Consider the following 15,576-nt stretch of genomic DNA (forward strand, 5'->3'; position numbering starts at 1 on the left):
GGACCCGCAAGCCTAATTTTCATATTTTTCTCACATGTCTTCCGCCCCACCTCGGGCGAAATATCGATAGGCATTTCAGGCTCTTAAGCCGGTCCGGCTCAGCCTTCCGCCGGGGCCGCATCCTCCAGCCGCATCTGCACCGTGCGCCGCCCGTTCCACTCGTTGATCTCGAGCCGACCGGCGACGTGGAATCGCCGCCCCCGGTGATCGCAGAGCGCCTGCCCCAGCGGGCCGTCGAAGGCACCGAAGCAGATCGCGTCGATCTTCGCCCCCAGCCCGTCACCGAAGGAGACCTTGAGATGGCCAGAGCCGACCTGCTTGGCAAAGCCCACCTGCACGTCGGGCATGGCAAAGCGCGGTGCCGGCGCGCCGGCGCCGAAGGGCCCGGCCTGCTCCATCTGCTCGCAGAGCTCGATATTGGCCGCGCCGGGCATCAGGAGCCCGTCGAGCTTCAGGTCCGCCGCCCCGCCCTGCCCCGCGCCCTGCTTGGCCAAAAGCTCCGAGAGCCGCGCCATCGCCGCCTCGAGCCCGTCGCGCGCCACGGTGAGGCCGGCGGCCATCTTATGCCCGCCGCCCTTCAGCAGCAGCCCGTCCGCCGCCAGCCGCTGGATGCTGGCGCCGAGATCGACGCCCGAAACCGAGCGGCCCGAGCCCTTGCCCTCGTCGCCGTCGAGCCCGATCACCACCGCAGGGCGGTTGGTCAGCTCCTTGAGCCGCGAGGCGACGATGCCGACGACGCCCGGGTGCCAGCCCTCGCCCGCCGCCCAGACCAGCGGCGCGTCGAGCCCGCGCGCCTCCGCCTGCGCCAGGGCGGCAGCACGCACCGCCTCCTCGACCTCGCGGCGCTCTGTGTTGAGCTGGTCAAGCCGGGCCGCCAGCGCCTCGCTCTCGTGCCGGTCGCGGCTGGCCAGAAGACGGGCGCCAATGTCGGCCTGCCCGATGCGTCCACCGGCATTGACCCGCGGCCCGAGCACGTAGCCCAGGTGGTAGGAGGACGGTGCGGTGTCGAGCCGGGCCACATCCGACAGCGCGACCAATCCCGGCCGTTCGCGCCGGGCCATCACCGCGAGCCCCTGCCGCACCAGCGCGCGGTTGACGCCCTTGAGCGGCGCCACGTCGGCCACCGTGGCCAGCGCCACCAGGTCGAGCATCGCCATCAGGTCCGGCCCGCGCTGGCCTGCCTCGCGCATCTGCCGGCCGCATTCCACCAGCATCAGGAACACCACCGCGGCGGCGCAGAGATGCGCCAGCGCGCCATCCTCGTCCTGCCGGTTGGGGTTCACCACCGCGACGCAGTCGGGCAGCGTCTCGCCGCCGAGGTGGTGGTCGAGCACCACCACGTCGGCGCCCTTCGCCGCCGCGATCGGCCCGTGCGAGAGCGTGCCGCAATCGACGCAGATGATCAGGTCGTGGGTCGCGGCGAGCTTCTCCATCGCCGGCTCGTTGGGGCCGTAGCCCTCGTCGATGCGGTCTGGGATGTAGAGCGTGGCGCCGAGCCCGAGCTGGTGCAGCCAGTCGAGCAGGAGCGCCGCGGAGGCGCCGCCATCGACGTCATAATCGGCAAACACCGCGATGCGCTCGCGCCGCTTCACCGCCGCAAGCACCCGCTCGGCCGCTGCCTGCATGTCCCGCAGCGAGCGCGGATCGGGCAGCAGGTCGCGCAGCGTCGGCGCGAGATAGCCTGCCACCTCCGGCGCCTCCACTCCGAGCCGCGCCAGCACCTGGCACAGCCCACGCGGCAGGTTGCTCTGCTGCGCCAGCGCCTCCGCCTGCCGTTCCTGCTCGACCCCCGGCCCGACCCAGCGGCGCCCGGTCAGCGATGCCTCGACCCCGAGATAGCTCATGCCCAATCGATCCCCTCTGCCCGACTCCCCCCTGCCATAAAGCGAAAAAGCAGGGAACGGAACGCCGCCCCCTGCTTCTTCATGTTTGCAAATACTCACATCACGGCATCGCGGCCGGGAGCGGCCTCACTCGAACGGGTTGCGGTAGATCACCCGGCGGACGGAGCCGGTCTTCGAGCGCATCAGGATCGTCTCGGTGGTGATCCAGCCTGGCTCGCGCTTGATGCCCGACAGGATCGAGCCGTTGGTGACGCCGGTTGCGGCGAAGATCACGTCGGCGGTGACCATCTCGTCGCGCTTGTAGATCTTGTCGAGATCGGTGATCCCGGCCTTGGCGGCGCGGCCGCGCTCGTCATCGTTGCGGAACATCAGACGGCCATACATCTGGCCGCCCATGCACTTGAGCGCCGCCGCCGCCAGAACGCCTTCCGGCGCGCCGCCCGAGCCCATGTACATGTCGATGCCGGTCAGGTGCGCCTCGGCGCAATGCATGACACCCGCCACGTCGCCATCGGTGATCAGGCGGATCGCCGCGCCGGTGGCGCGCACCTCTGCGATGATCTCCTCGTGGCGCGGACGCTCGAGGATGCAGCAGGTGATGTCGGTGTTCTTGCAGCCCTTGGCCGCGGCCAGCGCCTCGACGCGCTCGGTCGGCGTCATGTCGAGGGTGACGACGTCTTCCGCGTAGCCCGGGCCGATGGCCAGCTTGTCCATGTAGACATCGGGCGCATGCAGCATCGAGCCGCGCGGACCCATGGCGATCACGGTGAGCGCGTTGGGCATGTCCTTGGCGGTCAGGGTGGTGCCTTCCAGCGGGTCGAGCGCGATGTCCACGCCCGGGCCCTCGCCGGTGCCGACCTCTTCGCCGATATAGAGCATCGGCGCCTCGTCGCGCTCGCCCTCGCCGATCACCACGACGCCCTTGATGTCGAGCTTGTTGAGCTGGTCGCGCATGGCGTTGACGGCGGCCTGGTCGGCGGCCTTCTCGTCGCCATGACCGATCAGCTTGGCCGACGCGATCGCGGCCTGCTCGGCCACGCGGGCCAAGCCCAGAGACAACATGCGGTCATTGAAATCCGTGGGGATCGACATGGAGAGGTCCTTTGAAATGACTGTCCCAGCGGGTGTAGCGCGCAGGCAAGACGAGTGGCAAGCCCACAGGCGCTAACAGGGGGCGGGACGCGCCGCTGCGATCAGAGGCGGGGCATCCGGGCAACGTCGGGCGTCACGAGTCTTGCGGCGGCGGCGCGGCTGCGCCACATGGGACAGCATGAGCGATGTCTATTCCCCGCCCCAGGGCGAGATCCCGATCCTGCACGAGGACAGCGACCTTCTCGTCGTCGACAAGCCCGCCGGCCTGCTGTCGGTGCCCGGCAAGGGGCCGGAATTGGCCGACTGCCTGATCGCGCGGCTCGAGCGTGCCTTCCCGACCGTGCGGCTGGTGCACCGGCTCGACCGCGACACCTCCGGCGTCATGGTTTTCGCGCTCACCGCCCATGCCCAGCGCCATCTCGGCCAGCAGTTCGAGACCCGCAAGACCCGCAAGACCTATATCGCCCGCGTCGCCGGTCGGCTCGAGCCGAAGACCGGCAGCGTGGATCTGCCGCTGATCGTCGACTGGCCCAACCGCCCGCTGCAGAAGGTCTGCTTTGACACCGGCAAGCCGGCGCTGACCGAGTACAAGGTGACGAAATCCGACGATTCCGAGAGCCGCGTACGCCTGCACCCGCTGACCGGGCGGAGCCACCAACTGCGGGTCCACATGCTGGCGCTCGGCCACCCGATCATCGGCGACCCGCTCTACGCGCCCGAGACCGCGGCGCAGTATCCGCGCATGATGCTGCACGCGGAGGAACTGCGGCTGCATCACCCGGAGAGCGGGATCGGGGTGAAATTTCGCGCCAAGGCCCCGTTTTGAAGCCCTGCGCCCGGTGGTGCGGGCGGGCCGTGAGTATTTCTCGACGTAGAGAAGACAGGGGCGGCGCTTGAGCGGTGGGCTCTTGCGGAGTGGCGCGATTACGAGGGCTGTCTTCTGGGGCGGTGCGCCCGGCGGGGGCGCGGCGCCGTGAGTATTTGTCGACGTAGAGAAGACAGGGGTGGCGCTTGAGCGGTGGGCTCGTGCGGAGTGGCGCGGTTATGGGGGGCTGTCTTCTCGAGCGATGCGCCCGGCGGCGGGGGCGCGGCGCCATGATCGTTTTGGAACGTAGAAAAGTCGGGGCGGCGGCGTGGTGCTGCCGCCCCGCGGCGCGTGTTATTCCGCGGCCCAGCCGCTGACGGCCTTGATCTCGAGGAAGTCGTGGATGCCGAGCATGCCGCCCTCGCGGCCATTGCCCGACTGCTTCATGCCGCCGAACGGCGCGCCCGGGGCGCGGCTCTTGCCGTTCATCTCGACCATGCCCGAGCGCAGCTGCCGCGCCAGGCGGTGACGGCGCTCGGCATCCTGGCTCTGGACGTAGTTGGTCAGTCCGTAGGGGGTGTCATTGGCAACCTCGACCGCCTCGGCCTCGGTTTCGAACTTCATGATCGACAGCACCGGCCCGAAGATCTCTTCGCGGGCGATGGTCATCTCCGGGGTCACGTCGGCGAACACCGTCGGGCGGACGTAGAAGCCCTTGTTGAAGCCCTCGGGACGCCCCGGCCCGCCAGCGACGAGGCGGGCGCCTTCCTTGATCCCGGTCTCGATCAAACCTTGGATCTTCTCGTATTGCGTGGCGTTTACCACCGGGCCGATATGCTTGCCCTCTTCCGACGGCGCACCGACCTTGACGCTCTGCGCCACCGCCGCGGCCTCCTCGACCACGCGGTCGTAGATCGGCGCCTCCACCATCATCCGCGACGGCGCGTTGCAGCTCTGGCCCGAGTTCTGCATCATGTGCTGCACGCCGCGCTTCACCGCCGCGTCATCGGCATCGGCGAAGACCAGGTTGGCGCCCTTACCACCGAGCTCCAGGTGCACGCGCTTCAGCGTCTCGGCGGCGGTCTTGGAGATCGCCCGGCCGGCGCGGGTCGAGCCCGTGAAGCTCACCATGTCGACATCCGGATGGCCCGAGAGCTGTGTGCCGACGCCCACGCCGTCGCCGTTGACCAGGTTGAACACCCCCTTCGGGAAGCCGGCCTCGTCCATGAACTCGGCGAAGAGCAGCGCCGAGAGCGGGCTCTCCTCGGAGGGCTTCAGCACCATGGTGCAGCCGGCGATCGCCGCCGCGCCGACCTTCAGCGTGATCTGGTTCATCGGCCAGTTCCACGGCGTGATCAGCGCGCAGACACCGATCGCCTCGTGGATCATCTGGGTATCGGGATGCGCGTCGGAGAACGGCGCCTCGAAGTCGAATGCCGTGGCGGCGTCGATGAAATTCTGCAGGTGGTAGAGCCCGGCGCCGACCTGGTTGGCGCGCGACAGCGCGATCGGGGCGCCCATCTCGAGGCTCATCGCCTGCGCCAGTTCCTCGGCGCGGGACTTGTAGACCGCCAGCAGCTTCTGCACGAGCGCGATACGCTCTGCGGCGGGCGTGGCCATCCAGCCCGGCAGCGCGCGCTTGGCGGCAGCCACGGCGGCATCGGTGTCGGCCTGCCCACCCAGCGCGATGATCGCGCAGGGCTCTTCGGTCGCCGGATCGATCACCTCGTGGTCGCGCCCGTCAAGCGCCTCGGTCCACGCGCCGTCGATATAGAACTGACGCTTCTCGATCATGGGAGTCTTCCTTCGTTGAGATTTGATCAAATTTCCCCGTGGCGACACTCTGTCACGCGGCCCTGCCCTCCGCAAGCCGGGGTCTTTACATCGTGCATCGAGGATGTACCTACATTGCGCACCGACAGCGCGAACTGACTCTGACCTGGAAGGAGCTTCCCATGGCACTGCGCATCAACGACGAGATTCCGAACCTCCACGTCGTCACCGACCTCGGCGAATACGACCTGCACGACTGGATCGGCGACAGCTGGGCGATCCTGTTCTCGCACCCCAAGGACTTCACCCCGGTCTGCACCACCGAGTTCGGCGCCGTGGCGCAGCTGGCCGACGAATGGGCCAAGCGTGGCACCAAGGTGATGGGCATCTCGGTCGACGGCGTCGAGGAGCACAAGAAGTGGAAGGGCGACATCGAGTCCACCTCCGGCGCGCCCGCGGGCTTTCCGATCGTGGCCGACGATGACCTGAAACTGGCCAAGGCGCTCGACATGCTGCCCGCCGATGCCTACCTGCCCGATGGCCGCACCCCCGCCGACAGCGCCACCGTGCGCTCGGTCTTCATCATCGCGCCGAACAAGAAGGTGCAGCTGATGATGACCTACCCGATGTCGGTGGGCCGCAACTTCGCCGAGGTGCTGCGTGCCCTCGACGGCCTGCAGCGTACCTACGAGCAGCCGCTCGCCGTCCCCGCCAACTGGGAAACCGGCAAGGACGTGATCGTGGCGCTGTCGCTCGATGACGCGGCGGCGGCCGAGAAATACGGCGAGCTGGACATTAAGCTGCCCTACCTGCGCTACGCCAAAGACCCGGCCTAAGCCGAACCGACCGGCTGCCGCGGCACACGTGTCGCGGTAGCCCTTCGCGCCACAGCTCTCGGAATCTGACATTCCGGCAACACCTCGCGCGCCGCGTTACGGCCCCCTCGGGCCTTTCCCCGACCTCCGATGCTAGCCTGCCGCCAAACCGCCCGGCGGGCCTTCTGGCGCGCCGCAAAGGCGGGCGTTTCGAGCAGTCGGCAGACAGGAAGGCACGGTCGGGATGCCGCTTCCCCGCAAGTTCCGCCGCGCGGCGATCGAGGCCACGGCGACGACCGGCGGCTTCTTTCGAGATTTCGACCGGCATTCGGCGGTGCATTTCCAGCGTGGCGAGACACTGATCGTCACCTTTGACAACATGAAGAGCCGCGACATGCCGGTACCGCGCTACCCGTGGGCGCATCAGTTCGTCGCGAAGCAGGGCCACTCGCATCTCGGCATCATGATGAAGCGGCGCAACGACTGGTTCCGCCACCGCCAGCTCTGCGATTTCTTCGACGAGCTTCGCGACAGCGGCTTCTTCGACCGCTTCGACGACGTGGTGTTCTATGGCAGCTCGATGGGCGGCTACGGCGCGCTCACCTATGCCAGCGCCTGCCCGCGCGCCCGGGCCATCGCGTTCTCGCCGCAGAGCACGCTGTCGCCCGAGCTGGTGCCATGGGAGCGGCGCTACGAAAACGCGCGGTTGCGGGGCGACTGGAGCGAGCCGCGCTATGCCGATGCCGCCGAGACCACGCGGGCGCTGCGCAAGGCGCTGGTGTTTTACGATCCCTACATGGCCGAAGATCGCGCCCATGCGGACCGGCTCGCGGCGCCGGGCGTCGTCCACCTGCCCTGCCCCTTCCTCGGCCACAAGATCCCGCGCTACCTCGCCTTCTGGGGGCTGCTGGGGACAGTGGTCCGGGGCGCCATCGACGACACCCTCAGCGACGAGGCGTTCCTGCGCATGATCCGGGTGCGACGGGATCACAAGAGCTATGTCAGGGAGGTTCTGTCGCGAGCCGTTGCGCAGGGGCACGGCGCGCTGGCGCGGCGCGCGCTCGAGGGCTTTGCGGCGCGGCGGAGCAACATTCCCGCCGACCGGCTGGCGCGGCAGATCGGGCTCGCGCCGCGTCTCGCCGCGAGGCAGGCGCCGCCCACCGAAGCCGCGCAGCCGCCCGCCGGGGGGAACAGCGCGGATCGGAGAGACGCCTGAGCGCCCCCCCCTCAGGACATGCAAACGCCCCCGCGAACTTTCACGGGGGCGTCGTCGATTTCATCCCGGCCGCCGTGGCGACCGGACGCTCAGGCTCAGAGCGTCGGGTAGATCGGGAAGCGCTTGAGGAACTCAGTCACCTCACCGCGCACCTTGGCCTCGACCTCGGCATTGCCCTCTTCGCCATTGGCCGCGAGGCCGTCGACCACCTCGATGATCCAGTCGGCGATCTGGCGGAACTCGGCCTCGCCGAAGCCGCGGGTGGTGCCGGCGGGCGAGCCCAGGCGGATACCCGAGGTCACGGTCGGCTTTTCCGGGTCGAACGGCACGCCGTTCTTGTTGCAGGTGATGTGGGCGCGGCCCAGAGCTTTCTCGGTGGCGTTGCCCTTGACGCCCTTGGGGCGCAGGTCGACCAGCACCACGTGGGTGTCGGTGCCGTGGGTCACGGTGTCGAGACCGCCCTTGATCAGCTGGTCCGACAGCGCCTGTGCGTTGGCGATGACCTGCTTGGCATAGGTCTTGAACTCGGGCTTCAGCGCCTCGCCGAAGGCCACGGCCTTGCCGGCGATGACATGCATCAGCGGACCGCCCTGGATGCCCGGGAAGATCGCCGAGTTGACCTTCTTGGCGATGGCCTCGTCATTGGTCAGGATCATGCCGCCACGCGGGCCACGCAGGGTCTTGTGGGTGGTGGTGGTCACCACGTGGGCGTGCGGGAACGGCGAGGGGTGCTCGCCCGCGGCCACGAGCCCGGCGAAGTGCGCCATGTCGACATGCAGGTAGGCACCCACGCTGTCGGCGATCTCGCGCATCTTGGCGAAATCGATCTGGCGCGGGATGGCCGAGCCGCCGGCGATGATCAGCTTGGGCTTGTGCTCGTTGGCCAGCTCCTGGACCTGGTCGTAATCGAGCATGTTGTCCTGCTGGCGCACGCCGTATTGCACGGCGTTGAACCACTTGCCCGACTGGTTCGGGCGGGCGCCGTGGGTCAGGTGGCCGCCGGCGTCGAGCGACATGCCGAGGATGGTGTCGCCGGGCTGGATCAGCGCGGTGAAGACACCCTGGTTGGCCTGGCTGCCGGAGTTCGGCTGCACGTTGGCGAACTCGCAGCCGAAGAGCTGCTTGGCGCGGTCGATGGCGAGGTTCTCGGCCACGTCGACCCAGTCACAGCCACCGTAGTAGCGGCGACCCGGGTAGCCTTCGGCATACTTGTTGGTCATCACCGAGCCCTGCGCTTCCATAACGGCGCGGGAGACGATGTTCTCGGATGCGATCAGTTCGATCTCGTCGCGCTGACGTCCGAGTTCGCCGGTGATCGAGGCGAAGAGCTCGGGGTCGCGGTCGGACAGCGACTGGGTGAAGAAGCCGTCATCGCGGTGCGGGGCGTTCATGAGGCAGGTCTCCGGTGTCATGGATTCGTCACGTGGCGCCTACGTAAAGGAAAGCGGGCCGCGCGCAAAGGGATCAAAGCGGCATTGTTCCGGTAGAGGGGCGACGGTACTGGCGGGTGCGGGGAAGTTGTGATTGTTTCGGAACGGCGTGACAGTCCAAGGAAACCCATGTCGCTGAAAATTGCCTTCTGCGCGTCCAACGCGCCCATCGCACAGGCCGCGCTGGCCGGGCTGACACGCCGCTACGGCAACCATGCCGAGGACGGCGCCGATGTCATCGTGGCGCTTGGCGGCGACGGCTTCATGCTGCACACGCTGCACCGCACCGAGGCGCTGGCCGTGCCGGTCTACGGCATGAACCGCGGCACCGTCGGCTTCCTGATGAACGAGTATTCCGAACACGCCTTCGAGGAACGGCTGGCCGCCGCCGAGGAAGCGGTGATCAACCCGCTCTCGATGCGCGCCCACCGCGCCGATGGCAGCGAGCACCGGGCGCTGGCGATCAACGAGGTCTCACTGCTGCGCGCCGGGCCGCAGGCGGCGCGGCTGGCGATCTACGTGGACGGCAAGCTGCGCATGCCCGAGCTGGTCTGCGACGGCGCGCTGCTGGCCACGCCCGCGGGCTCGACCGCCTACAACTATTCCGCCCACGGACCGATCCTGCCGATCGGCGCCGACGTTCTGGCGCTCACCGCCGTCGCCGCCTTCCGCCCCCGGCGCTGGCGCGGCGCCCTGCTGCCGAAGACCGCCGAGGTCACCTTCGAGGTGCTCGAGCCGGAGAAACGCCCGGTCATGGCCGAGGCCGACAGCCAGTCGGTGCGCGATGTGCTGCGGGTCGAGATCCGCTCGGAACCCAAGGTCGCGCACCGCGTGCTCTTCGATCCGGGGCATGGTCTCGAGGAGCGTCTGATCCGCGAACAATTTGTCTGATCCGGTGGAACTCCGCAGGCGCTAACGGCGTTTCTTGTCCGAACCCCGCGACGAGGCGGGACCAAGCCGAGACAAAGGAGAAACCCGATGAATTGGGATGTGATCCAAGGCAAATGGAAACAGCTGAAGGGTGAAGCCCAGGTCCAGTGGGGCAAGCTCACCGATGACGATCTCGACCGCGCCGAAGGCAACCGCGACAAGCTCGTGGGCGTCATTCAGGAGCGCTATGGCCTCGCCAAGGACGAGGCCGAGCGCGAGGTCGACGCGTTCTACAACAAGCACGCCGCCTGATCCCTCACAGGCAAGGCACGTAGAAGGCCCCGGGGTTCCCTCCCCCGGGGTCTTTCTTTTGCGCGGCGGTCTGGTAGCTCTGGGAGTCCCCTGCCCTTGGAGCCCGACGGACCCATGCTGACCGGATTTCACCACGTGGCCGTGATCTGCGGCGACTACGCCCGCAGCAAGGCGTTCTACACCGAGATCCTCGGGCTCGAGATCATCGCCGAGACGTACCGTGAGGCGCGCGACAGCTGGAAGCTCGACCTCGCGCTGCCGGGTGGCGGCCAGATCGAGCTTTTCAGCTTCCCCGCCCCGCCCGACCGCGCCACCCGGCCCGAGGCCAAGGGGCTGCGCCACCTCGCCTTTACGGTCCCGGACGTGGAGGCGGCCAAGCGCCGGCTCGAGGGACTCGACGTGATGGTCGAGCCGATCCGCACCGACGCGCTGACCGGAAAGCGCTTCACCTTCTTTGCCGATCCAGACGGGCTGCCGCTCGAGCTCTACGAGGGCTGAGGCGCGGATTTGATTGCCGGACTCACCCCTGCCTGCCATGCTGATGGCTCTGGTATGGGGAGGAGGGACCCGATGTACCGTCAATTCCTGATGACTGCCGCCCTGTCCTGCGCAGTCGGCGGCGCCGCCTTTGCCGAATGCGCAAGCGAGGCCGAGATCACCGCCTTCGTGGACAGCTACCTGGCCAAGACACCCGCCAAGGCGCTCGGCGCCGGGGGCACGATGGAGGATGCGCTCTGCACGCAGGCCAAGCTGGTCGAGGCGCTGAGCCCGCATCTCGGCCCCGTGGTCGGCTACAAGGCGGCATTGACCAGCGCCGCGATGCAGGAGCGCTTCAAGGTCGATGCGCCGCTGCACGGCGTGCTCTACCGCGACATGCTGCTCGAGGATGGGGCCGAGGTGCCGACGGCGTTCGGCGCCATCCCGATGCTCGAGGCCGATCTTCTGCTCGTCATCGGCAGCGACGCGATCAACACGGCAAGCTCGCCCGAGGAGGCGATCTCCCATATCTCGGAGGTCCGCCCGTTCATCGAGCTGCCCGACCCGATGGCCGCAAAGGGCGAGCCGATCACCGGCGAGACCCTGACCGCGATGGGCGTGGCGCCGCGGCTGGGTGTCATGGGCGCGGGCCTTCCGGTCGACGATCCCGCGGCCATGCTCGCGGCGCTCGAGGCGATGAGCGTCACGCTCACCGCGAGTGACGGGACCTTGCTGGCCGAGGCGCCGGGCTCGGTGGTGCTTGGCAACCCGGTCAATTCGGTGCTGTGGCTGGTCTCGGCCGGGATCACCCTGAAGGCCGGTGATATCGTCAGCGTCGGCTCCATCGGCCCGCTGATGCCCGCCGCCAAGGCCGGCGGCGGCGCAACGGCGACCTATACGGGGCTGCCGGGCGATCCCAGCGTTTCGGTGCGCTTCACGCAGTAGGGTTCACCCGCGCCCATCGAGGCCAACCGAACGCAAGAACGCCCGCTGCAGCACAGCGGGCGTTCTTGTCAGGCTCTCAGGAAAGCGTCGCCGTCAGGCTGGCACCTTCTTGGCGTAGCCCAGCCCCTCGAGTGCGACGCGGATCTCGTCTAGGATCACAGGGTCATCGATCGTCGCCGGCATCTTGAATTCCTCGCCATCGGCGATCTTGACCATCGTGGCGCGCAGGATCTTGCCCGAGCGGGTCTTGGGCAGGCGATCCACCACCGTGCAGAGCTTGAAGGCCGCGACCGGGCCGATCTGGTCGCGCACCAGCTTGACGCATTCCTTGCAGACCTCGGCATGGTCGCGATCGACGCCGGAGCTGAGGCAGATGAACCCCATCGGCATCTGGCCCTTGAGCTCGTCGGAGACGCCGATCACCGCGCATTCGGCGACATCGGGATGCGAGGCCAGCACCTCTTCCATCGCGCCGGTTGACAGGCGGTGCCCGGCGACGTTGATGACGTCGTCGGTGCGCGACATGATGTAGAGGTAGCCGTCCTCGTCCTTCATCCCCGCATCGCCGGTCTCGTAATAGCCGGGGAACTGGGTGAGGTAGGATTTCTTGAACCGCGCCTCGGCCTTCCATAGCGTCTGCAGCGTGCCCGGGGGCAGCGGCAGCTTGATGGCGATGGCGCCAAGCTCGCCCGGGGCCAGCTCGTGGCCGCCCTCGTCGAGGATGCGCACGTCATAGCCCGGCATGGCGACCGATGGCGATCCGAGCTTGACCGGAAGCTCCTCGATGCCGATCGGGTTGGCGGCGATGCCCCAGCCGGTCTCGGTCTGCCACCAGTGGTCGATCACCGGCACGTTCAGATGCTTCTGCGCCCATTCGATGGTGCTGGGATCGGCGCGCTCGCCGGCAAGGAACAGCGCCTGCAGGTCGTGCAGCTTGTAGCGCTTGATCCACTCGCCGTCGGGATCGGCGCGGCGGATGGCGCGCAGCGCGGTGGGCGCGGTGAAAAAGCTCTTCACCCGGTGGTTCTGGATGATGCGCCAGAACACCCCCGCGTGCGGCGTGCCGATGGGCTTGCCCTCGAAGACGATGGTCTGCGCCCCGGTGATCAGCGGGCCGTAGCAGATGTAGGAATGCCCCACGACCCAGCCCACGTCCGAGGCCGCCCAGAAGCGGTCGCCGGCCTCGATGTTATAGATGTTCTTCATCGTCCATTGCAGGGCGACGAGGTGCCCGGCGGTGGAGCGCACCACGCCCTTGGGCTGGCCGGTGGTGCCGGAGGTGTAGAGGATATAGGCCGGATGGTTACCCTCGACCGGCACGCACTCGGCTGGCTTCACGCCGTACTGGAAGCCGTGCCACGAGAAGTCGCGCCCTTCGATCAGCTTGGCCACCTCCTGCTCGCGCTGGAACACGACGCAGAACTCGGGCTTGTGCTCGGAGAGCTCGATGGCCTCGTCGAGCAGCGGCTTGTAATGCACCACGCGGCCCGGCTCGAGGCCGCAGCTTGCCGCGATGATCGCCTTGGGCGTGCAATCGTCGATCCGCACCGCCAGCTCATGCGCCGCGAAGCCGCCGAACACCACCGAGTGCACCGCGCCGAGACGGGCGCAAGCCAGCATCGCCTCGAGCGCCTCGGGGATCATCGGCATGTAGATGATGACCCGGTCGCCCTTCTCGACGCCGCGCATCTTCAGCGCGCCGGCGAGCGAGGCGACCCGATCGCGCAGCTCGGAATAGGTGATGCCCTTGCTGGAATGGGTGATCGGGCTCTCGTGCATGATGGCGATCTCGTCGCCGCGCCCGGCCTCGACATGGCGGTCGACCGCGTTCCAGCAGGTGTTGACCATGCCGTCGGCAAACCACTCGTACATGTCGCCGCCCTTGTCGAAGAGCGCCTTCGACGGCTTCTTGTCCCAGTCGATCGCCTCGGCGGCCTCCATCCAGAACCCCTCGGGGTCGGATTTCCAGGCCTCGTACACGTCCTTGTAGCCCATGGGGAAAGCTCCTCCTCTCGCCTTTGGGTATTTTGATTAGGCACGCGATTTGCGTGGAGCAAGTATGTTACCGCCGAGCATGACACAAAACCGCAGGCGATTTGCAAAAATCCGGCGTGATCGGCTCACACAATTTGCAAATACGCAAAAATCCGCTCTCGGCCTGCGAAGTCAGCGCGAATTTGCAAATTTCCAGGTCTGCAAATCATTCGCAGGCAAATAAATATCATTGTGATCACTTGGGAAGCACCTCTGACCTATTTCAGAATCGGCGCATTCCGCGGAATTATGGCGAAATCGCCATATTTCCCTCTGGACGCTCGGAAAAGATGCATCGCAAACCTCTTATTAAGTACCGATACGCCAAAAAAACCGAAAAAATATCATTTTAAAACAATGGCTATTCTCAAAATGATAGATTCATCAACGCTATATCAAATTGATATCACAATTGAGTCGCTCACTAGGAAGGGTGAGAGGCGCTAGAGCGGCACAACCCGCCAAGACTCTCCGCAGGAACTCAGTCCGGCCCCCGCAACAGGCCGGACATCAGGAGAGAAAGACATGGCACAGACCACGCTTCTACAGGCCTCCCTTCCCCGCGCACCACTCACGGCGGGGGTCCGTCCCGACCCCCGCCAACCGCTGGGAGACCACGCAGAGCACCGCCCGACCCGTGACAGCGCGGCTGGCAAGAGCGGCGAGGCCTGACCGACATGGCCGTTCTGTCCATCGACCTGCTCGCCAACTCGACCCACACCTATGACAGCGGCAACTCTGCCGACGGCGATACCGTCCAGATCACCGCGCTCGGCGACAGCCTTCTGATCGTCGACGGCGTCAGCCTGACGATCACCTCGATTGCCGGCATCAACCTCGGCGCCGCCCCGACCTTCCGCACCATCAACGGCGGCGACCTGACGATCGACAACGGTCTGCTCGACGCCTCGGCGCTGAGCAGCTTCACCTTCGAGGTGTTCGACAACAGCGCCATGACGCTGGATGCCTCGACCCTGAGCCTCGCCGTTCTGAACGGGCTGCTCGACACCTATGATGTCGCCTATTCCGGCCCCTACGGCACCGGCACCTTCACCTATGATCCGCCGGTGCTCTCGGTGCTCGGCATCCAGCCGGTGAACTTCGAAACCACCGGGATGCAGGCCACCGACCAGTTCATCGTCAGCGGACGCACCATCGAGCTCGACGAATCGACCCCGGGCGATCCCAGCAGCGCCTATGACGGCAGCGTGCTGCACCTGACGGTCGATGGCGGCCTGCTGACCCAGAGCGTCAATATCGACGTCCCGATGACGGCCGACGAGGCCTCGGACTTCTTCAGCAACCAGGCCACGCTGCTCGACGGCGACACCTTCACCTTCCCAGGCGTGGCCTTGGCCTGCCTGACCACTGGAACACCCGTTGCCACGCTGGCGGGCGATGTTGCGGTGGAAAACCTCCGCGTCGGGCATCGCGTCCTGACCATGGACAACGGCTATCAACCGATCCGCTGGGTCGGGTGCCGCCATCTCGCGGAGGAGGATCTGGAGCGCAATCCCGAACTGCGCCCCATCCGGATCCGAGCAAATGCCCTGGGAAAGGGGCGGCCCGAACGCGACATCGTGGTCTCGCCCCAGCACCGCGTGCTTGTCTCGAACGCCATCGCCGAGCGCATGTTCGGCCAGAAGGAGGTTTTGGTCGCCGCCAAGCACCTGCTGTCCCTCGACGGCATCAATATCGCCGAGGAGATTACCTCGGTCACCTACTGGCACTTCTTCTTCGATCAGCACCAGATCGTCTTCTCGAACGGGGCCGCCACGGAAAGCCTCTATCTCGGAAGCGAGTCGATCAAGGCGCTGCCGGCGGAGGCGCGTCGCGAGATCCTGACCCTGTTTCCCGACATAGAGCAGTATCTTTCGGCGCGCCCGCTGGTCTCCGGCCGACGCGCCCGCAAGCTCTCGGAGCGGATCTCGAAGAACCGCAAGATGCTGGTAGATCACTGAGC

The 15,576-nt window shown here is 67.1% G+C and carries 13 protein-coding genes; 8 read left to right on the top strand and 5 right to left on the bottom strand.

Annotation, left to right across the window (positions count from 1 at the left end; genetic code table 11):
- Positions 1–98 precede the first annotated feature (98 nt).
- Together recJ and glpX are read right to left on the bottom strand one after the other, a co-directional pair.
- A complete protein-coding gene (recJ, locus tag KUV62_RS01565) occupies positions 99–1,844 on the bottom strand; it encodes a single-stranded-DNA-specific exonuclease RecJ (protein ID WP_222601918.1) in 1,746 nt (581 codons plus the stop codon).
- Between the two features lie 126 nt (positions 1,845–1,970).
- Positions 1,971–2,936, bottom strand: a complete 966-nt coding sequence (gene glpX, locus KUV62_RS01570) for a class II fructose-bisphosphatase (protein WP_222601919.1) — start codon at positions 2,934–2,936, stop codon at positions 1,971–1,973.
- Between the two features lie 178 nt (positions 2,937–3,114).
- Between glpX and KUV62_RS01575 the strand changes: the two genes are divergently transcribed.
- Positions 3,115–3,762, top strand: coding sequence for an RluA family pseudouridine synthase (locus KUV62_RS01575; RefSeq protein WP_222601920.1), 648 nt, complete (start codon positions 3,115–3,117; stop codon positions 3,760–3,762).
- A 333-nt stretch (positions 3,763–4,095) separates the two neighbouring features.
- Here the strand turns inward: KUV62_RS01575 and KUV62_RS01580 are convergent, their stop codons facing one another.
- Positions 4,096–5,535 carry an aldehyde dehydrogenase family protein gene (locus KUV62_RS01580; RefSeq protein ID WP_222601921.1) on the bottom strand — a complete coding sequence of 480 codons (1,440 nt, stop codon included), beginning with the start codon at positions 5,533–5,535 and terminating at the stop codon, positions 4,096–4,098.
- 161 nt (positions 5,536–5,696) lie between these two features.
- Here KUV62_RS01580 and KUV62_RS01585 point away from each other — a divergent pair, with 161 nt between their 5' ends.
- Positions 5,697–6,350, top strand: coding sequence for a redoxin domain-containing protein (locus tag KUV62_RS01585; protein WP_222601922.1), 654 nt, complete (start codon positions 5,697–5,699; stop codon positions 6,348–6,350).
- Between the two features lie 223 nt (positions 6,351–6,573).
- Positions 6,574–7,545 (top strand): esterase family protein, encoded by a 972-nt coding sequence (locus KUV62_RS01590; RefSeq protein ID WP_222601923.1) that lies wholly within the window; start codon positions 6,574–6,576, stop codon positions 7,543–7,545.
- Between the two features lie 95 nt (positions 7,546–7,640).
- Here KUV62_RS01590 and glyA read toward each other — a convergent pair whose 3' ends face one another.
- Positions 7,641–8,936, bottom strand: a complete 1,296-nt coding sequence (gene glyA, locus KUV62_RS01595) for a serine hydroxymethyltransferase (protein WP_222601924.1) — start codon at positions 8,934–8,936, stop codon at positions 7,641–7,643.
- Between the two features lie 168 nt (positions 8,937–9,104).
- Between glyA and KUV62_RS01600 the strand changes: the two genes are divergently transcribed.
- The 4 genes from KUV62_RS01600 to KUV62_RS01615 all read left to right on the top strand — a co-directional run bounded on the left by KUV62_RS01600 (position 9,105) and on the right by KUV62_RS01615 (position 11,579).
- Positions 9,105–9,866, top strand: coding sequence for an NAD kinase (locus KUV62_RS01600; RefSeq protein WP_222601925.1), 762 nt, complete (start codon positions 9,105–9,107; stop codon positions 9,864–9,866).
- A gap of 87 nt (positions 9,867–9,953) precedes the next feature.
- Positions 9,954–10,157 carry a CsbD family protein gene (locus KUV62_RS01605; protein ID WP_222601926.1) on the top strand — a complete coding sequence of 68 codons (204 nt, stop codon included), beginning with the start codon at positions 9,954–9,956 and terminating at the stop codon, positions 10,155–10,157.
- Between the two features lie 114 nt (positions 10,158–10,271).
- Positions 10,272–10,655 carry a VOC family protein gene (locus KUV62_RS01610; protein ID WP_222601927.1) on the top strand — a complete coding sequence of 128 codons (384 nt, stop codon included), beginning with the start codon at positions 10,272–10,274 and terminating at the stop codon, positions 10,653–10,655.
- A 72-nt stretch (positions 10,656–10,727) separates the two neighbouring features.
- Positions 10,728–11,579 carry a 2-keto-4-pentenoate hydratase gene (locus KUV62_RS01615; protein WP_222601928.1) on the top strand — a complete coding sequence of 284 codons (852 nt, stop codon included), beginning with the start codon at positions 10,728–10,730 and terminating at the stop codon, positions 11,577–11,579.
- Between the two features lie 93 nt (positions 11,580–11,672).
- Here the strand turns inward: KUV62_RS01615 and KUV62_RS01620 are convergent, their stop codons facing one another.
- Positions 11,673–13,574, bottom strand: a complete 1,902-nt coding sequence (locus KUV62_RS01620) for a propionyl-CoA synthetase (protein WP_222601929.1) — start codon at positions 13,572–13,574, stop codon at positions 11,673–11,675.
- 716 nt (positions 13,575–14,290) lie between these two features.
- On the opposite strand from KUV62_RS01620, the gene KUV62_RS22660 reads away from it, so the two are divergent.
- On the top strand, positions 14,291–15,574 hold the full coding sequence (locus KUV62_RS22660) for a Hint domain-containing protein (RefSeq protein ID WP_261395171.1): 1,284 nt from the start codon (positions 14,291–14,293) through the stop codon (positions 15,572–15,574).
- The last annotated feature ends 2 nt before the right edge of the window (positions 15,575–15,576 follow it).

The organism is Salipiger bermudensis, from assembly GCF_019801965.1.
GTDB lineage: Bacteria > Pseudomonadota > Alphaproteobacteria > Rhodobacterales > Rhodobacteraceae > Salipiger > Salipiger bermudensis_A.

Bases quoted from the DNA above. Each gene is read 5' to 3' on its own strand.
- KUV62_RS01615 (WP_222601928.1), top strand. From the start codon at position 10,728: ATGTACCGTCAATTCCTGATGACTGCCGCCCTGTCCTGCGCAGTCGGC.
- KUV62_RS01610 (WP_222601927.1), top strand. From the start codon at position 10,272: ATGCTGACCGGATTTCACCACGTGGCCGTGATCTGCGGCGACTACGCC.
- KUV62_RS01575 (WP_222601920.1), top strand. From the start codon at position 3,115: ATGAGCGATGTCTATTCCCCGCCCCAGGGCGAGATCCCGATCCTGCAC.
- recJ (WP_222601918.1), bottom strand. From the start codon at position 1,844: ATGAGCTATCTCGGGGTCGAGGCATCGCTGACCGGGCGCCGCTGGGTC.
- KUV62_RS01600 (WP_222601925.1), top strand. From the start codon at position 9,105: ATGTCGCTGAAAATTGCCTTCTGCGCGTCCAACGCGCCCATCGCACAG.
- KUV62_RS01620 (WP_222601929.1), bottom strand. From the start codon at position 13,574: ATGGGCTACAAGGACGTGTACGAGGCCTGGAAATCCGACCCCGAGGGG.
- KUV62_RS01580 (WP_222601921.1), bottom strand. From the start codon at position 5,535: ATGATCGAGAAGCGTCAGTTCTATATCGACGGCGCGTGGACCGAGGCG.
- KUV62_RS22660 (WP_261395171.1), top strand. From the start codon at position 14,291: ATGGCCGTTCTGTCCATCGACCTGCTCGCCAACTCGACCCACACCTAT.
- KUV62_RS01605 (WP_222601926.1), top strand. From the start codon at position 9,954: ATGAATTGGGATGTGATCCAAGGCAAATGGAAACAGCTGAAGGGTGAA.
- KUV62_RS01590 (WP_222601923.1), top strand. From the start codon at position 6,574: ATGCCGCTTCCCCGCAAGTTCCGCCGCGCGGCGATCGAGGCCACGGCG.
- glyA (WP_222601924.1), bottom strand. From the start codon at position 8,936: ATGAACGCCCCGCACCGCGATGACGGCTTCTTCACCCAGTCGCTGTCC.
- glpX (WP_222601919.1), bottom strand. From the start codon at position 2,936: ATGTCGATCCCCACGGATTTCAATGACCGCATGTTGTCTCTGGGCTTG.
- KUV62_RS01585 (WP_222601922.1), top strand. From the start codon at position 5,697: ATGGCACTGCGCATCAACGACGAGATTCCGAACCTCCACGTCGTCACC.